At 73.0% G+C, this 16,111-nt stretch carries 15 protein-coding genes; 10 read left to right on the forward strand and 5 right to left on the reverse strand.

Annotation, left to right across the window (positions count from 1 at the left end; all coding sequences use genetic code 11):
- The first annotated feature begins 20 nt into the window (after window positions 1–20).
- Together LDL48_RS20360 and LDL48_RS20365 are read left to right on the forward strand one after the other, a co-directional pair.
- Entirely contained in the window at window positions 21–707 is a 687-nt protein-coding gene (locus tag LDL48_RS20360; RefSeq protein ID WP_225256769.1) for a gamma-glutamyl-gamma-aminobutyrate hydrolase family protein, read from the forward strand.
- A 29-nt stretch (window positions 708–736) separates the two neighbouring features.
- Window positions 737–1,486 carry a gamma-glutamyl-gamma-aminobutyrate hydrolase family protein gene (locus LDL48_RS20365; RefSeq protein WP_225256770.1) on the forward strand — a complete coding sequence of 250 codons (750 nt, stop codon included), beginning with the start codon at window positions 737–739 and terminating at the stop codon, window positions 1,484–1,486.
- A gap of 14 nt (window positions 1,487–1,500) precedes the next feature.
- Here the strand turns inward: LDL48_RS20365 and LDL48_RS20370 are convergent, their stop codons facing one another.
- Window positions 1,501–2,073, reverse strand: coding sequence for an HD domain-containing protein (locus LDL48_RS20370; RefSeq protein ID WP_225256771.1), 573 nt, complete (start codon window positions 2,071–2,073; stop codon window positions 1,501–1,503).
- A gap of 112 nt (window positions 2,074–2,185) precedes the next feature.
- Here LDL48_RS20370 and LDL48_RS20375 point away from each other — a divergent pair, with 112 nt between their 5' ends.
- Entirely contained in the window at window positions 2,186–5,833 is a 3,648-nt protein-coding gene (locus LDL48_RS20375; protein ID WP_225256772.1) for a SpoIIE family protein phosphatase, read from the forward strand.
- Between the two features lie 6 nt (window positions 5,834–5,839).
- Here LDL48_RS20375 and LDL48_RS20380 read toward each other — a convergent pair whose 3' ends face one another.
- Window positions 5,840–6,148 (reverse strand): STAS domain-containing protein, encoded by a 309-nt coding sequence (locus tag LDL48_RS20380; RefSeq protein WP_225256773.1) that lies wholly within the window; start codon window positions 6,146–6,148, stop codon window positions 5,840–5,842.
- A gap of 128 nt (window positions 6,149–6,276) precedes the next feature.
- On the opposite strand from LDL48_RS20380, the gene map reads away from it, so the two are divergent.
- On the forward strand, window positions 6,277–7,134 hold the full coding sequence (gene map / locus LDL48_RS20385; RefSeq protein ID WP_225256774.1) for a type I methionyl aminopeptidase: 858 nt from the start codon (window positions 6,277–6,279) through the stop codon (window positions 7,132–7,134).
- Window positions 7,131–7,841 carry a VIT1/CCC1 transporter family protein gene (locus tag LDL48_RS20390; RefSeq protein ID WP_225256775.1) on the forward strand — a complete coding sequence of 237 codons (711 nt, stop codon included), beginning with the start codon at window positions 7,131–7,133 and terminating at the stop codon, window positions 7,839–7,841. Before map ends, LDL48_RS20390 begins: the two co-directional genes overlap by 4 nt.
- 27 nt (window positions 7,842–7,868) lie before the next feature.
- Here LDL48_RS20390 and LDL48_RS20395 read toward each other — a convergent pair whose 3' ends face one another.
- The 3 genes from LDL48_RS20395 to LDL48_RS20405 form a co-directional block, all read right to left on the reverse strand.
- Window positions 7,869–8,579, reverse strand: a complete 711-nt coding sequence (locus LDL48_RS20395) for a nucleotidyltransferase domain-containing protein (RefSeq protein ID WP_225256776.1) — start codon at window positions 8,577–8,579, stop codon at window positions 7,869–7,871.
- 131 nt (window positions 8,580–8,710) lie between these two features.
- The gene (locus tag LDL48_RS20400) at window positions 8,711–9,133 is read right to left on the reverse strand and encodes a ferritin-like domain-containing protein (RefSeq protein ID WP_225256777.1); all 423 of its coding nucleotides are present in this window, start codon (window positions 9,131–9,133) and stop codon (window positions 8,711–8,713) included.
- On the reverse strand, window positions 9,130–9,558 hold the full coding sequence (locus LDL48_RS20405) for a hypothetical protein (protein WP_225256778.1): 429 nt from the start codon (window positions 9,556–9,558) through the stop codon (window positions 9,130–9,132). The genes LDL48_RS20400 and LDL48_RS20405 overlap by 4 nt, the downstream gene beginning before the upstream one ends.
- A 284-nt stretch (window positions 9,559–9,842) precedes the next feature.
- On the opposite strand from LDL48_RS20405, the gene rimP reads away from it, so the two are divergent.
- The 5 genes from rimP to LDL48_RS20430 all read left to right on the forward strand — a co-directional run bounded on the left by rimP (window position 9,843) and on the right by LDL48_RS20430 (window position 16,111).
- Window positions 9,843–10,481 (forward strand): ribosome maturation factor RimP, encoded by a 639-nt coding sequence (rimP, locus tag LDL48_RS20410; RefSeq protein ID WP_225256779.1) that lies wholly within the window; start codon window positions 9,843–9,845, stop codon window positions 10,479–10,481.
- Window positions 10,478–11,497, forward strand: coding sequence for a transcription termination factor NusA (gene nusA / locus LDL48_RS20415; RefSeq protein WP_225256780.1), 1,020 nt, complete (start codon window positions 10,478–10,480; stop codon window positions 11,495–11,497). The genes rimP and nusA overlap by 4 nt, the downstream gene beginning before the upstream one ends.
- Window positions 11,498–11,537: 40 nt before the next feature.
- On the forward strand, window positions 11,538–11,885 hold the full coding sequence (locus tag LDL48_RS20420; RefSeq protein ID WP_308016474.1) for a YlxR family protein: 348 nt from the start codon (window positions 11,538–11,540) through the stop codon (window positions 11,883–11,885).
- Window positions 11,886–11,978: 93 nt separating this feature from the next.
- A complete protein-coding gene (infB, locus tag LDL48_RS20425; RefSeq protein WP_225256782.1) occupies window positions 11,979–15,023 on the forward strand; it encodes a translation initiation factor IF-2 in 3,045 nt (1,014 codons plus the stop codon).
- A 62-nt stretch (window positions 15,024–15,085) separates the two neighbouring features.
- Complete coding sequence (locus LDL48_RS20430) at window positions 15,086–16,111, forward strand: TRM11 family SAM-dependent methyltransferase (RefSeq protein WP_225256783.1); 1,026 nt, start codon at window positions 15,086–15,088, stop codon at window positions 16,109–16,111.

The following is a 16,111-nucleotide window of genomic DNA, read 5'->3' on the forward strand; positions in this document are numbered from 1 at the left end:
GGTCTGGTTACGGTGGAGAGATGCGCCCGATCATCGGCATCACCACCTACGTGGAACCGGCGTCCTGGGGGGTCTGGCAGGACCTCGACACGACGCTGGTCCCGCACGCGTACACCGAGGCGGTGACCCGGGCCGGTGGCCGGGCGGTGCTGCTGCCGCCGGACGACGCCGACGCCGACGTGCTGCGGCTGCTCGACGGCCTGGTGCTCAGCGGCGGCGCCGATCTGGACCCGGCGCTGTACGGCGCGGCCGCGGAGCCGCTGACCGTCACCCGGCCGGACCGGGACTCCGCGGAGATGCTGCTCACCCGGGCCGCGCTCGCCGCCGACCTGCCGGTGCTCGGCGTCTGCCGGGGCATCCAGATGCTGGCGGTGGCCGCCGGCGGCGCCCTGCACCAGCACCTGCCGGACGTGCTCGGGCACGAGAAGCACCGCCCGGCGCCCGGGGTGTACGGCTCGCACGAGGCCCGGTTCACCCCGGGCAGCCGGATCGCGGCGCTGATGGGCGACGACCGGGAGGTGCACTGCTACCACCACCAGGGGGTGGCCGACCCCGGCACGCTCATCGTCACCGGACGGGCCGAGGACGGCACGGTCGAGGCGGTGGAAGATCCGGCGCACAGGTTTGTCCTGGGCGTGCAGTGGCATCCAGAGTTGTACTCCGACCAGCGCCTGTTCGGTGCCCTGGTGACGGCGGCGACCGCCTGACCTACGACGAGACGAGGAGACCGCACCACATGCGCAGGCCCCTGATCGGACTAACCGCATACGCACAGCACGTCCAGTACAGCGGCAACGAACTGATGGCCGGGATGCTCCCGATGACGTACGTCCGGGCCGTGCACGCCACCGGCGGCCGCGCGGTCCTGATCACCCCGGACGACCCGGGCACCGACGTGCTCGAGTCCCTGGACGGCATCATGTTCTCCGGCGGCGGTGACATCGACCCGGCGTACTGGGGCGCGGAGCCGCACCCGGCCACCGACATCGACCCGGCCCGGGACACCGCCGAGCTGATGCTGATGAAGGCGGCTCTGGAGATGGACCTGCCGGTGCTCGGCGTCTGCCGGGGCCAGCAGGTGATGGCGGTGGCCGGCGGCGGTTCGCTGCACCAGCACCTGCCGGACGTGATCGGCCACGACCGGCACCGGGCCGCGCCGGGCACCGACCCGCTGGCCGCGGACGCCGCCGCGTACGGCCGGCACGACGTGGTCACCAAGACCGGATCCCGGGCGCACGCACTGCTCGGCGGGCACCTCACCGTCAACTCGTTCCACCACCAGGCGGTGGACGACCCGGGCACGTTCACGCCGACCGGCTGGTGCCCGGACGACCAGGTCATCGAGATCATCGAGGACCCGCGCCGGACGTTCGCGCTGGGCGTGCAGTGGCACCCGGAACGCACCGGCGACCTGCGGGTGTTCGCCGCGCTGGCGGAGGCCGCGGCCCGCCGCGCCGGGCTGGCCCGCCCCGCCCTCGCCGCCTGACGCCGGGCCGGCGGTCAGGCCGCGACCGGGAACGCGAACTGGAACGCGAGCCGTTCGTCCGCTCCGGCCGCCAGGTTCTCCAGCACGTCGTCCAGTTCGATCAGCGCCTCCCACGGCGTGCGGCCGCTGTGCTCCACCACCCGCTGCTCCAGCTCCGGCAGCCGGTTGCCCTTCCAGATCTTGTCGGCGAGGGTCACCAGCAGATCGTCCGTCGTGACGTCCGGCGCGGTCCAGGAGCCGTGGGTGCCGGCGAAACGGGCCAGGTGCTGGGGTACGCCGTAGCGCAGCAGCAGCCGCTCGCCGGCCGCCTCGTGCGCGGAGCCCGGGCCGGACAACTCCTCCGGGTGAAGCACCTTGCCGATGTCGTGGCTGGCGGCACCGAACAGCACCGCGGTGGTGTCGAACGGCACCGTGGGCCAGCACCGTCCCAGCGCGTCGGTCAGGGTCCACGCCACGTCGTGCACCAGGCGCAGGTGGGCGCCGAGCCGGGGCGGTGCCTGCAGGTCCAGCAGCAGTTCGGCGGCCGGGGCGGGCAGCGGCCGCAACGCCGAGGCGGTCAACGCGCGTTCCAGCGGGGAGGCGGTCACCCCGGCAAGGGTAGCCACGCGCCCACCGGTCCTCCGGCGCACTCCCGCTGAAGGACCGACCGCGCGGTGTTACGGTGCAGAACTTGCCGGTGGAACAGGGACGGGAGGGTGGATGGGCGCGGGCTCGGACGGCGTCCTGCCGCGGCAACTGCGGACTGCCTTCGAGCGCGGCGGCGAGATGGGCCGCCGGATGCTGGCGATGGACTGGTCCTCCTCACCGCTCGGCCCGCCCGCGCAGTGGCCGGCGGAACTGCGCCAGGCCGTCGCCACCATGCTCGCGTCGCGCGCCCAGATCGTGCTGTTCTACGGGCCGGACTACTGCGCGCTCTACAACGACGCGTACATCGTCACGATGGGCAGCAAGCACCCCGGCTACCTCGGTGCGCCCGGCCGCCAGATGTGGTCCGAGACCTGGTCGGTGCTGCAGGAACTGTTCGATGGCGTGGTGCGGGCCGACGAGTCGTACTGGGCCACCGACCACCCGTTCACGCTGGAACGGTACGGCTTCCTCGAGGAGACGTACTTCGACATCTCGTACGACCCGATCCGGGCCGACGACGGCTCGGTGCGCGGCGTCTTCTGCATCGTCAGCGACACCACCGGACGGGTGCTGGGCGCGCGCCGGGTGCGTGCCCTGAGCGCCCTCGGGTCCCGGCTGGCCGACGCGCCCGACCAGGCCACGCTGGGCGCCCGGGTGGCCGAGTGGTTCGGCGAGAACGGCGCCGACGTGCCGTTCGCCGCGCTCTACCTGAACGACCCCGCCGAGGGCGGCGAGCCGACCCTGGCGAGCGCGGCGGGCGCGCCGGCGGAGGCCTTCGGCAGGCGGTACGACCAGGTCCGCGAGTCCATCGCCGAGGTGCTGCGGTCCAGCCGCCCGGACCGGTTGCCCGCCGCGACGACCTGCGATCCGCCGCCACCGTCGGCCGCCGCCGAGGCCCTGGTGCTGCCGGTCGGCGTGGGCACCGGCAACGTCGGGGTGCTGGTCCTCGGGCTGAGCCGGTACCTGGCACTGGACCGGGGCTACTCCGACTTCCTGGAACTGACCAACGGGCAGATCTCCCGGGCCGTCGCCAACCTCCGCGCGTACGAGCAGGAACGCCGCCGCGCCGCCGACCTGGCCGCGCTGGACGCCGCCAAGACGAACTTCTTCTCCAATGTCAGTCACGAGTTCCGTACCCCGCTGACGTTGATCCTGGGCCCGCTGGAGGACCTGCTCGACATGCCGGCGCTGCCCGCGGCGATGCGCGAGCGGCTGGAACCGATGCAGCGCAACGGCCTGCGCCTGCTGAAGCTGGTCAACACGGTGCTGGACTTCTCCCGGCTGGAGTCCGGGCGGCTGCGCGCCGCGTACCGGCCCACCGACCTGTCCGACTACACCGCGCGGCTGGCCAGCACGTTCCGGTCCGCGATCGAACGGGCCGGGCTGCGGCTCGAGGTGGACACCCCGCCGCTGCCCGCGCCGGTGCTGGTGGACCGCGAGATGTGGGAGAAGATCGTCTTCAACCTGCTCTCCAACGCGGTGAAATTCACCCGGGTGGGGCAGATCACCGTGCGGGTCTCCGTGCAGGACGACGACGCGGTGCTCGAGGTCGCCGACACCGGCGTGGGCGTGCCGCCGGCCGAGCAGAAGCTGCTCTTCGACCGGTTCCACCGGGTCAGCAGCACCTGGTCGCGCAGCCACGAGGGCACCGGTATCGGGCTGGCGCTGGTGCACGAGCTGGCCGAACTGCACGGCGGCACCGCCACCGCGCAGAGCGAACTGGGCCGGGGCAGCACGTTCACGGTGCGGATCCCGTTCGGCACCGCCCACCTGCCGGCCGACCGGATCCTGGCGGACGACGGCGCGGAGACCGAGATGGAGCCGCGCCTCTACGTCGAGGAGGCGCGCTGGTGGGCCGGCGGTCCGGTGCCCGAGACCCCGGAACAGTCGGCCGGTGAGGTCCAGCCCGGGCGGCGGGGCCGGGTCCTGCTCGCCGACGACAACGCCGACCTGCGTGACCACGTCGCCCGGCTGCTGCGCCCGCACTGGGAGGTGACCGCGGTCGCGGACGGCCAGGAGGCGCTGGACCGGGCCGTGGCCCAGCCCTTCGACCTGGTCCTCACGGACGTGATGATGCCGCGGCTGGACGGCTTCGGGCTGATCAAGGCGTTGCGGGCGGACGAACGTACCCGGGATGTGCCGATCGTGGTCCTGTCCGCCCGGGCCGGCGAGGAGTCCTCCGTGGAGGGGCTCACCGCGGGTGCCGACGACTATCTGGTCAAGCCGTTCTCCGCGCGGGACCTCACCGCCCGGGTCCGCGCCAACCTGGAGCTGGGGCAGGTCCGCCGGCAGATCATCAGCCGGCTGCGCGGGCTGGTCGACGCGGCCGCCGCGGTCAACACCGTGCGGACCACGGCCGAGGTGCTGGACATGGCGGCGCGTCACGTCCGGGCGATGACCGCGGCCGGCCGGGTGGTGGTGACCGCGCCCGGCGCCCGGTCCGAGGTGGACGGCGGCGCCGACGCGGGCGCCGGGCCGGACGCCGTGCTGCCGCTGCCGGACACGTCCGGCGCCGCGCTCGGCGAGCTGCGGGTCTGGGCCGGCGAGGACGGCCGGCCCGAGCCGGTGCTGCTCACCCAGCTGGCCCGGCTGATCGGCCTGCGGCTGGAGAACGCCCGCCTCTACGAGGCGGAACACCGGATCGCCAGCACGCTGCAGCACAGCCTGCTGCCGCAGTCGCTGCCGCGGGTGCCCGGGGCCATCGTGGCCAGCCGGTACGTGCCGGGCAGCAGCGAGGCGGAGGTGGGCGGCGACTGGTACGACGTGATCCTGGCCCCCGACGACCAGCTGTTCCTGGTGATCGGCGACGTGGTCGGCAAGGGCGTGCAGGCCGCCGCCGGGATGGGTCAGCTCCGCAACGCGCTCCGGGCGTACATCCTGGAGGGTTTCGACTGCGGCGAGGCCCTGACCCGCCTCAACCGCCTGGTGGACAACCTGGGCCGGCGGCAGTTCGCCACCGTGGTGTGCGTGCGGTTCGACCCGCGCAGCCGGCAGCTGCACTACTCGTCCGCGGGACATCCCTCGCCGGTGCTGGTGACCCCGGGGCGGCTTGGCTCGTTCCTCTACTCGTCGGCGCTGGGTCCACCGGTCGGCGCGCTCAGCGACGTGACGTATCCGACGCGGGAGACCGAACTGGGTGCCGGAGACCGGCTCCTGCTCTACACCGACGGCCTGGTCGAGGACCGCAAGGCCGGCATCGACAGCGGACTGACGGAGCTCACCTCGAACGCCGCCACGCCCGCCGAACACGTGGAGGATCTGCTGGACTCGCTGCTCGAGAAGGTGGTCCGGCAGACCCGGCGCGACGACATCGCCCTGCTCGCCCTGCAGGTGACCGAGCCGCGCGAGTTCGTCCTGCGGCTGCCCGCCGACCCCAACCGGCTCAGCGTGCTGCGCCGGCGCCTGGACGACTTCCTCACCGCGCACGAGGTGCCGGAGAACGACGTCTTCGACCTCACCGTGGCCGTGTCGGAGGCGGTGGCGAACGCCATCGAACACCCGATAGAGCCCCGCGAGCCGGTGGTCACGGTGGAGGCGAGCCTGGCCGACGACGCGGTGGTGATCACGGTACGGGACACCGGGCGCTGGCGGCCGTCGACGTCGGCGGGTTTCCGCGGTCGCGGCCTGGCGCTGATCGGGGCGCTGTCCGAGCTGTCCGTGGTGCGGTCCGACTCGGGCACGTCGGTGACGCTGCGCCGGCCGCTCGGCGCGGCCGGCTGAGTTCGCTCAGCTCTTCAGCCAGGGCTGGCCGCTCAGCCCGGAGATGTCCAGGACGCGGCGCACCTGCGGGGACGGCAGGACCTCCAGCGTCTCCGGGTAGCGCTCGGCGAGCCGGACCAGCGCGTGGATGGCCGCCGAGTCGAAGAACGTGACACCGCGCAGGTCCAGCGTCGCCGCGCGGGCCGAGTCGCGGGTGGCCGCGGAGATCATGTCGCCGGCCGTGGACATGTCGACCTCGCCGGTCACGACCACGGTGACGCGGTCACCGTCGACCGCACCGGTCGCCGAGAAGATGTCGGGGTCGTCTTGATCCACGCTGACACGATTACACAGGGGGTCAGGGGCGGCAAGAACCGGTTCATTATGGGCAACGGACCCGTTACCCGACCGTGGCCGTACCGGACGCCGGCGGCCGTGCCGACGTACGGCGATAGGCTGTGGCTATGACGGTTCGTGCCCCATTGGTCCCGGGTCAGCAGTCGCCGTGGCGGGCGGTGCCGCCGCAGATCCCCCGTCCGGAGTACGTCGGCAAGAAGCGCCCGAAAGAGTGGCGCGGCTCGCACGTCCAGACCCCCGAGACGATCGAGAAGATGCGGATCGCGGGCCGGCTCGCCGCCCAGGCCACCCAGCTGGCCGGCGAGCACTGCAAGCCGGGCGTGACCACCGACGAGATCGACCGGGTGGTGCACGAGTTCCTCTGCGACCACGGCGCGTACCCGTCCACGCTCGGCTACAAGGGTTTTCCCAAGTCGTGCTGCACGTCGCTGAACGAGGTGATCTGCCACGGCATCCCGGACTCGACGGTGCTGGCCGACGGCGACATCATCAACGTCGACGTCACCGCGTTCCTGAACGGCGTGCACGGCGACACCGACGCCACGTTCTGCGTCGGCGAGGTCAGCGACGAGGTCCGGCTGCTGGTCGAACGCACCCACGAGGCGATGATGCGGGGCATCCGCACGGTCGCCCCGGGTCGGCCGATCAACGCCATCGGCCGGGTGATCGAGGCCTACGCACGGCGTTTCGGGTACGGCGTGGTCCGCGACTTCACCGGGCACGGCATCGGCGAGACGTTCCACTCCGGGCTGTACATCCCGCACTACGACAACCCGCGCCTGGACGCCGTCATGGAACCCGGCATGACGTTCACCATCGAACCGATGATCACGCTCGGCACCCACGAGTACCACATGTGGGACGACGGCTGGACCGTCGTCACCAAGGACCTGAAGTGGACCGCCCAGTTCGAGCACACCCTGGTGGTCACGGACGACGGGTACGAGATCCTGACGCTCCCGTGACCACCGGCACGCACCCGCCGCCGGAGCACCACCACGCCGACGTCTCCGGCGGCTGGCTCCGGGCCGCCACGTTCGGCGCGATGGACGGCCTGGTCACCAACATCGCGCTGATCGCCGGCGTGGGCGGTGGCGGGGCGGACCGCCGCACGCTGATCCTCACCGGCGTGGCCGGCCTGATCGCCGGCGCCATCTCGATGGGGATCGGCGAGTACACCAGCGTGCGCACCCAGAACGAGCAGGTCGCCGCGGAACTCGCCAAGGAACTCCGGGAGCTGCGGCTGAACCCGGAGGGCGAGGCCGACGAACTGGTCGACGCGTGGACCGCCCGCGGCCTGCCGGCGGACCTGGCCCGGCAGGTCGCCGACGTGCTGAAGGCGCACCCGGAGCAGGCGCTGCGGGTGCACGCCCAGGAGGAGCTGGGTGTGGTGCCGGACGAACTGCCCGGCCCGTGGACCGCGGCGGCGTCGTCGTTCGTGTGCTTCTCGATCGGTGCGCTGGTGCCGCTGCTGACGTACCTGCTGGGCTTCGACAGCCTGTGGCTGGCGCTCGCGGTGGGCGGGGTCGGGCTGTTCGCGGCCGGGGCGCTGATCGCCCGGTTCACCGGCCGGTCCTGGGTGCTCAGCGGCGGGCGACAGTTCCTGCTGGGCGCGCTGGCGACCGCCGTCACCTACGGCGTGGGCACGCTGATCGGCGTGGGCGTCGCCTGACCGTCTGGCCGAACAGGGCGGCCCGTTCTAGTCGAACAGGGCGGCCAGGGTGCCGTCCACCGGGCGGCCGCGGGCGGTCAGATCGGCCGCCTGGGTCTTCAGCACCGCGGCGAGTTCCTGCATGTCGGCGCCGGCCAGCCCGGTGCGCTTGACCGCGTCCGCCCGGTTCCGGAAGTAGGTCCGGGACAACAGCCCGGTCACCATGGCCGCGTGCAGCCGGGCCTCGGCGATCAGCACCAGGGCCGCGTCGGTGTCGTACCACTCGGCCAGCCGCACCGCCCGGGCGTGCGCCGACGAGGCGATGCACCAGTTGCGCCGGGCCAGGGTGCTGAACTCGGCCGGCCGGGCCTCGGCCAGCCGGCCCAGGTGCGCGTCCCGCTGGGCGGCGAACCAGCCGTGCGGGTCGAACAGCGCCCTGGTGGTGAGGAAGCGGTCCGCGACGAGTGGCCACCGGGGCGTGAGTTCCCGGGCCCGGCGCAGCCCCTCGTCCGCGGTCACCACGGACAGGTCGACCAGGATGCCGTCGACCCGGCGCAGCGACGGGCGCGGACCGGTGCCCGGCCGGTACGTGACCACGACCAGGTTCACGTCACTGCCGTCGGTGTCGTCGCCGTGGGCCAGCGAACCGTGCACGCCGATCGCCTGGACGTCCGCGGACCAGCGTCGCTGCACCACGTCCCGGAGCCGCACGGCCAGGTATCCACGGGGGTTGGCGACGTCCATCTCGTCCTGCGTCACTCCGCCATTCTCGACCCCGAACGGCCATCGTGGCGGACCCGCGTCACCCGATCTCGGAGGCGTCATGCCGGGGTTGTCGCGGTTATCAGCTTTGTCCCGGTGCCGGCCGCCGGCCCGGCGGCGCGGAACGGTCAGGGCCGGCCGGGAAAGGGGACCGTGACCGGGCTGACCCCGGCGAGGCGTCGCCAGCGGGTGGCGCGCACCGCCGCCCCGGCAAGCGCGTCCACGGCGGTGGCCCGGTCGTCGTCGGCGGTGGCCGGCAGGGCGGCACGCCAGGCCGCCGCCACCCCCTGCTCGACCTCGATGGCGAGCTTGAGCGCGCTGCCGTGGTCGGTGACCTCGAACGGCAGCTGGTACCCGGCCGGCGCCGGCGCCGCGCTCGCGCGCAACTCGTCCAGGCGGGCCACCAGCACGTCCCGCCGGTTGCGGTGGCCGGCCTCGGCGGTACGCGCCTCCGCCCGCGCACCGGCACCGTCGAGGTGCACGCCGATCAGGCCGTAGGCATAGATCGCCGCTTCCTCGGCGGCCAGGGCCGCCGCCAGTTCCGCGCTCATCGCAGCGCCTCGGCGTGGCTGCCCCGGCAGGCGGCGATCGACCCGACCAGGGCGGCCCGCTCGGCCGGCACCTGCCGGGCCAGCGCGGCCGCGGTGCGCTGCGCCCGCCGTTCCGCGCTCCGCAGCCCGGACAGCGTCTCCCCGGGATCCGAGCCGGCCGGCGCCGACGACGCCGCGGCGGACGGCACGTTCCGCCCGATCACCCGGACGAGTTCCTCGAGGTGGGCGCGGTGGTCCGCGGCCAGCGGGTCGAGCCGCTTCGCCAGCGACGGCTGGGTGGCCACCGCCCGCTCGTACGCGGCGGACAGCGCCCGGGCCTCGTCCAGCACCGGCTGCAGCGGATCCGGCGCGGGCGGTTCCGGGTCGTCGCCGAACAGCCCGCATCCGGCCGGCGCGGCGACGCCGATGGCCGTGCCGACGGTCACTCCGAGCAGCCGGCGACGGGTATGTCCACCGCCCGTCCGGACGACCCCATTCGCCCCGTTCCCCACGCGGGTAGTCAACACCATCGGGGCACGGCCGTGGCGTCGCCCCCGCTGACCTGGGCATGCTGAGGATTCGGTGCGGCGCCGGACGGCCGAAGCGACCGGCGCGTTACGCTCTGCGCAGCCGCCGGGCGTTTCCTGCCCGGGGGCGTGCCGGTGTTTCCGGCGACCGGGCCGCGCCGCACCGGCGACGGGGTACCGGACAGGACTGAGGGGTGGCACCGATGACGCAGCGTGGTCGCGCCGGCGCCCGTCCGGGATCGGGCGGACGCCGCTCCGACTCCCGTGGCCGGGGGGCCGCGGAGCCCCGTACCCCGGTAGCTCCGCGCATCGATCTGGCGGCCGCCAGATCGGCCGTGCAGGCGGTGGTCGAGCCGGTGGTGTCCGCGGCCGGGTACGACCTGGAGGATCTCCGCCTGTCCCGGGCCGGGCGCCGCTTCCTGGTGCGGGTGCTGGTCGACGCGGACGGCGGCATCAGCCTGGACGACGTGGCGGCCGTCTCCCGCGACATCTCGCAGGCGCTGGACGCGGCCGAGGAGACCGGCGGGGAGCTGCTGGCCGGGGAGTACCAGCTGGAGGTGGGTTCGCCCGGCGTGGACCGGCCGCTGACGCTGCCCCGCCACTGGCGGCGGAACGTGGGCCGGCTGGTGGCCGTGAACGGCCGTACCGGACGGGTGACCGCCGCGGACGACGAGGGCATCGTGCTGGATGTCGACGGGGTGGCGCACGAGCTGGGCCACGCCGAACTCGGGCCGGGCAAGGTGCAGATCGAGTTCAAGCGCCTCGACGAGGCCGAGTTCGACGAAGAAGACGACGACGTAGACGACGAAGACGACGAGGATGGGGAGGGCGAGGAGAAGTGAACATCGACCTCGCGGCGCTGCGCGCCCTGGAGCGCGAGCGGGAGATCCCGTTCGAGACGATCCTCGCGGCGATCGAGACCGCGCTGCTGACCGCGTACCGGCACACCGACGGCTCGGAGAGCCACGCCCGGGTGGAGATCGACCGCAAGACCGGCACGGCGTCCGTCTTCGCGCAGGAACTGGACGCCGACGGCAGCGTGGTGCGGGAGTGGGACGACACCCCGCACGACTTCGGCCGCATCGCGGCGATGACCGCGAAGCAGGTGATTCTGCAGCGGTTGCGGGAGGCGACCGACGAGGTGCACTTCGGGGAGTACGCCGGACGCGACGGTGACCTGGTCACCGGCGTCGTGCAGGCGGACGCGGCGCGCGCCGAGAAGGGCATCGTGATCGTCGACCTCGGCAAGATCGAGGCGGTGCTGCCGCAGTCGGAGCAGGTGCCCGGCGAGGCGCCGTACCCGCACGGGTCCCGGATCCGGGCCATCGTGGTGCACGTCGCCAAGGGCTTCCGCGGACCCCAGATCACCCTGTCCCGATCCCATCCGGCGCTGGTGAAGAAGCTGTTCGCGCTGGAGGTGCCGGAGATCGCCGACGGCACGGTGGAGATCGCCGCGATCGCACGTGAGGCAGGTCACCGTACGAAGATCGCGGTACGTTCGGCGGTCCCCGGGGTGAACGCCAAGGGTGCCTGCATCGGGCCGATGGGCCAGCGGGTCCGTGCCGTGATGAGTGAGCTGCAGGGCGAGAAGATCGACATCATCGACTGGTCGGACGACCCGGCCCGGTTCGTGGGCAACGCGTTGTCCCCGGCCAAGTCGCTGCGGGTCGAGGTGGTCGACGCGGCCGCGCGGGCGGCCCGGGTCACGGTGCCGGACTTCCAGCTCTCCCTGGCGATCGGCCGGGAGGGGCAGAACGCTCGTCTGGCCGCCCGGCTGACCGGATGGCGGATCGACATTCAACCGGACAACCAGCCGGCCGAGGCCACGAACCGGGATGCCGCGGAAGCGGGAAGCTGACCGGATACGCGCCGCGGGCGTACGGGGGGTAGACTTTCAGGTGGCCGGTCCGACACGGACTCCTACCCGGACTTGTGTCGGTTGTCGTAAGCGCGCACCGGCCTTCGAATTGCTGCGGTTCGTCGCGGTGCGAGCGGGAGATCATCTTCAGCTCCGCCCCGACCCGAATCGCCGACTGCCGGGTCGGGGCGCTCATGTGCATCCTGATCCGGCCTGCTTCGCGCAGGCGGAGCGGCGCCGTGCCTTCGGGCGGGCGTTGCGATTCACCGGTGTTGCTGACACCGGTCCGCTGGCCGAGCACCTCCGTGCGGTCTCCGTGCCGCCCGGAACCAACGAAGACGGGGCGTCGGCGCCCCGTCCGACCAGCAAGGTAGGACGACCGACATGAGCACACGATGAAGTCCCTGAAATGAACAGGCTTCTAGTGCACGAGTGAGGTCGCTGCGGGTACTGCTCGCACGACCTCGAAGTGAGGAGTGCAGTGCCAGGTAAGGCCCGCGTACACGAGCTCGCAAAGGAGCTCGGGGTCGACAGCAAGACCGTTCTCGCCAAGCTCAAAGAGATGGGCGAGTTCGTCAAGTCCGCATCCAGCACCGTCGAGGCCCCGGTGGCCCGGCGGCTCCGTGGTGCGCTCGACGCCCAGGACAGTGGCGCTCCGGCGGCGCCCACCGCCGCCCCGAGTGAACCCAAGCCACCGACGACCGCCCGGCCCGCGCCGCCGCGTCGTCCCGCCGCTCCGGCTGCCGGCGCGCCCAGCGCGCCCAGCACGCCGGCGGCTCCGACCCCGGGCCCGATGGTCCGTCCCAAGCCACCGGTCCGTCCCGGTCCCACGCCCGGCCCGGTCGCCAAGCCGGCCAGCGCGCACGACATCGAGGTGGCGGCCGCCGAGGCGCGCGCCTCGGCGCTGAAGGCCGAGCAGGAGGCCGCGGTCAAGGCCGCTCAGGCGGCCCGGACCCGTGATGCCGAACGCCGGGCGCAGCAGCCTCCGGCCGACGGCACCACCCGTCCCCGTCCGCCGGGTCCCGGTTCGGTACCGCCGCGTCCGGGTTCCCCGGCCGCCGGCAGCCGTCCGGCCGCTCCGGGCACGCCCACGCCGGGCCGTCCGGGTCCGGCCGGTGGGGCCCGTCCGCCGGCGCGTAGTCCCGGCAACAACCCGTTCGGGGTCTCCGGTGGCGGCTCCCGGCCGTCGCCCGCGGCGATGCCCCGACCCAACCAGCCCGGCATGCCGCCGCGGCCGAGCCCGGCGTCCATGCCGCCGCGGCCCAGCCCGGCGTCCATGCCCTCGCAGCGCCCGGCCGGCCCCGGTGGCGGTCGCGGCGGTCCCGGCGGTGGCGCCGGTCGTCCCGGTGGTCCCGGCGGCGGCCGTGGCGGTCCCGGCGGTGGCGGTGGCGGTTTCCGTCCCGGTGGCGGCGGCGGTGCCGGTGGCGGTTTCCGTCCCGGTGGCGGCGGCGGTGCCGGTGGTGGCGGCGGTTACCGCGGCGGCCCCGGCGGCGGTGCCGGTGGTGGCGGCGGCTACCGCGGCGGCCCCGGCGGCGGTGCTCCGGCCGGCGGCGCGCCCGGTCGTCCGGGTGGCGGCGGTCGCGGTCGCGGCGGCGGTGCGGCGGGGGCCTTCGGGCGTCCCGGCGGCCGGCCGACCCGCGGTCGCAAGTCGAAGAAGCAGCGGCGTCAGGAGTTCGACAACCTGTCGGCTCCGCAGATGTCGTCGGGTGCTCCCCGCGGTTCGGGCCAGGAGGTCCGGCTGTCGCGTGGCGCGTCCCTCTCCGACTTCGCCGACAAGATCAACGCCAACCCGGGTTCGCTGGTCCAGGAGATGTTCAACCTGGGCGAGATGGTGACCGCGACGCAGTCGTGTTCCGACGACACGTTGCTGTTGCTCGGCGAGCACCTGGGCTTCGACGTGCAGATCGTCAGCCCGGAGGACGAGGACCGCGAGCTGTTGTCGCGGTTCAACATCGACCTCGACGCCGAGATCGCCGAGGACCGGCTGGTCACCCGGCCGCCGGTGGTGACCGTCATGGGTCACGTCGACCACGGTAAGACGAAGCTGCTGGACGCGATCCGCAAGACCAACGTGGTCGCCGGCGAGGCGGGTGGCATCACCCAGCACATCGGCGCCTACCAGGTCGTCGTCCCCCACCAGGGGGAGGAGCGGGCGATCACCTTCATCGACACCCCGGGTCACGAGGCGTTCACCGCCATGCGTGCTCGCGGTGCCCAGGTGACCGACATCGTGATCCTGGTGGTCGCGGCCGACGACGGCGTCATGCCGCAGACGGTCGAGGCGCTCAACCACGCCAAGGCCGCGGATGTGCCGATCGTGGTCGCGGTCAACAAGGTGGACAAGCCGGACGCCAACCCGGACAAGGTCCGCCAGCAGCTGACCGACTACGGCCTGCTCGCCGAGGAGTACGGCGGCGACACGATGTTCGTCAACGTGGCCGCCAAGCCCGGCATCGGCATCGACGAGCTGCTCGAGGCCGTCCTGCTGACCGCCGACGCGTCGCTGGAGCTGACCGCTCCGATCGACGGGCCGGCGCAGGGTGTCGCGGTCGAGGCACACCTCGACAAGGGCCGCGGCGCGGTCGCCACCGTCCTGGTGCAGAAGGGCACGCTGCGGGCCGGCGACTCGATCGTGGCGGGTGGCGCGCACGGCCGCGTCCGCGCCATGCTCGACGAGAACGGCAAGCAGGTGGCCGAGGCGGCACCGGCGCGGCCGGTCCTGGTGCTGGGTCTGACGTCCGTGCCGAGCGCGGGCGACACGTTCCTGGCGGCCGAGGACGACCGCACGGTGCGGCAGATCGCCGAGCAGCGGCAGGCCCGCCGCCGTGCGGCGAGCTTCGCCAACTCGCGTGGCCGGGCGACGCTCGAGACGCTCATGGAGCAGCTCAAGGAGGGCGAGAAGACCTCGCTCACCCTGGTGCTCAAGGGTGACGGCTCGGGTTCGGTCGAGGCGCTCGAGGACGCGCTGTTCAAGATCGAGATTCCGGACGAGGTCCAGCTCAAGGTCATCCACCGCGGCGTCGGTGCGATCACCGAGAGCGACGTGAACCTGGCGTCTGCGTCCTCGGACCAGACCGCCACGATCATCGGCTTCAACGTCCGGGCCTCGAACAAGGTCAAGGAGATGGCCGACCGGGCCGGTGTCGAAATCCGGTACTACTCGGTCATCTACCAGGCCATCGAGGAGATCGAGGCGGCGCTCAAGGGCCTGCTCAAGCCCGAGTACGAGGAGGTCGAGCTCGGCACGGCGGAGATCCGCGAGGTGTTCCGCTCGTCCAAGATCGGTCTCATCGCGGGTTGTATGGTCCGGTCCGGTCTCATCCGCCGCAACGCCAAGGCGCGCATCCTGCGCGACGGCACCGTGGTGGCGGACGCGGTCACGATCAGCTCGCTGAAGCGGTTCAAGGACGACGCCACCGAGGTCCGCGAGGGCTTCGAGTGTGGTCTGACCCTGACCGGCTTCGGCACCCCGCAGGTCGGCGACATCATCGAGACCTTCGAGATGCGGGAGAAGCCCCGCGCGTAGGTAGTTCGCGACAACGGCCCCCGGCGCTTCGGCGTCGGGGGCCGTTGTCTTTACTTACCACCATGTCCCGGTACGCCCTGCTGCTCGCGCCGTCCGCCAACCGTGTCTACGCCGACCAGGCCGGTCGCCTGTCCCAGGTCGAACTGGCCGCCTTCGGGCCGGCGCTGTCCGCCCCGCTCGACGACATCGGCACGTCCCTGCTCGGCGGCGTCGAGTACCTCACCTTCGCCGCCGACCTCACCGCCCGCGACGTGGCGCTGCTGTCCAACCTCTCCGCCGCGTACGCGCTGTTCGGGCTCCCCGGCGACGGCTCGCTCCGGCCGGTCACGATGGAGCCCCTGGCCCGCTACGACAGCGACCTGATCACCATCCCGAAGTACGCCGGGAAGACCAATGAGCAGTTCACCAAGCTGCTGCTCAACCTCACCCTGCTGGCCGGTGCCACGGCCGGGCGGATGCTGGACGGCACCGTCACGGTCTGCGACCCGCTGTGCGGCCGGGGCACCACGCTGAACCAGGCCCTGATGTACGGCTACGACGCGGTCGGCGTGGAGATCGACGCGAAGGACGTGGAGGCGTACGCGGCGTTCCTGAAGGCGTACCTCAAACGCAAGCGTCTCAAGCACACCGCCGAGCTGGTCCCGGTGCGCCGGGCCGGCAAGCGGGCCGCCCGGCGCCTGGACGTGACGCTGGCGCCGTCGAAGGAGGACCACAAGGCGGGCGCCGTGCAGAAGGTCACCGTGCTGCAGGCGGACACCACCCGGCTGGACGGGCTGCTCAAGGCGCCCTGCGCGGACGTGCTGGTCGCCGACCTGCCGTACGGCGTGGCGCACGGCAGCTACGACGACGAGGGCAACCTGAACCGGCGTCCGCTGGACCTGCTGGAGCGCGCGGTGCCGCAGTGGGTCGGGTTGCTGCGGCCGGGCGGCGCGATCGGCCTGTCCTGGAACCTGAAGGTCGCGCGGCGGGACCTGGCCGAGGACATCCTGCTCGCCAACGGCCTGGAGGTCGTCCGGCACGGCGATCTCAGTCACCGGGTCGACCAGGGCATCGAGCGCGACGTGGTGGTGGCCCGGAAACCGGGCTGA

The organism is Jidongwangia harbinensis (assembly GCF_020216025.1).
Lineage (GTDB): Bacteria > Actinomycetota > Actinomycetes > Mycobacteriales > Micromonosporaceae > Actinoplanes > Actinoplanes harbinensis.

What these genes read in the sequence shown, in the direction of transcription:
- LDL48_RS20360 (WP_225256769.1), top strand. Translation starts at nt 21, where the DNA reads ATGCGCCCGATCATCGGCATCACCACCTACGTGGAACCGGCGTCCTGG.
- LDL48_RS20430 (WP_225256783.1), top strand. Translation starts at nt 15,086, where the DNA reads ATGTCCCGGTACGCCCTGCTGCTCGCGCCGTCCGCCAACCGTGTCTAC.
- LDL48_RS20400 (WP_225256777.1), bottom strand. Translation starts at nt 9,133, where the DNA reads ATGAGCGCGGAACTGGCGGCGGCCCTGGCCGCCGAGGAAGCGGCGATC.
- rimP (WP_225256779.1), top strand. Translation starts at nt 9,843, where the DNA reads ATGACGCAGCGTGGTCGCGCCGGCGCCCGTCCGGGATCGGGCGGACGC.
- LDL48_RS20365 (WP_225256770.1), top strand. Translation starts at nt 737, where the DNA reads ATGCGCAGGCCCCTGATCGGACTAACCGCATACGCACAGCACGTCCAG.
- LDL48_RS20375 (WP_225256772.1), top strand. Translation starts at nt 2,186, where the DNA reads ATGGGCGCGGGCTCGGACGGCGTCCTGCCGCGGCAACTGCGGACTGCC.
- map (WP_225256774.1), top strand. Translation starts at nt 6,277, where the DNA reads ATGACGGTTCGTGCCCCATTGGTCCCGGGTCAGCAGTCGCCGTGGCGG.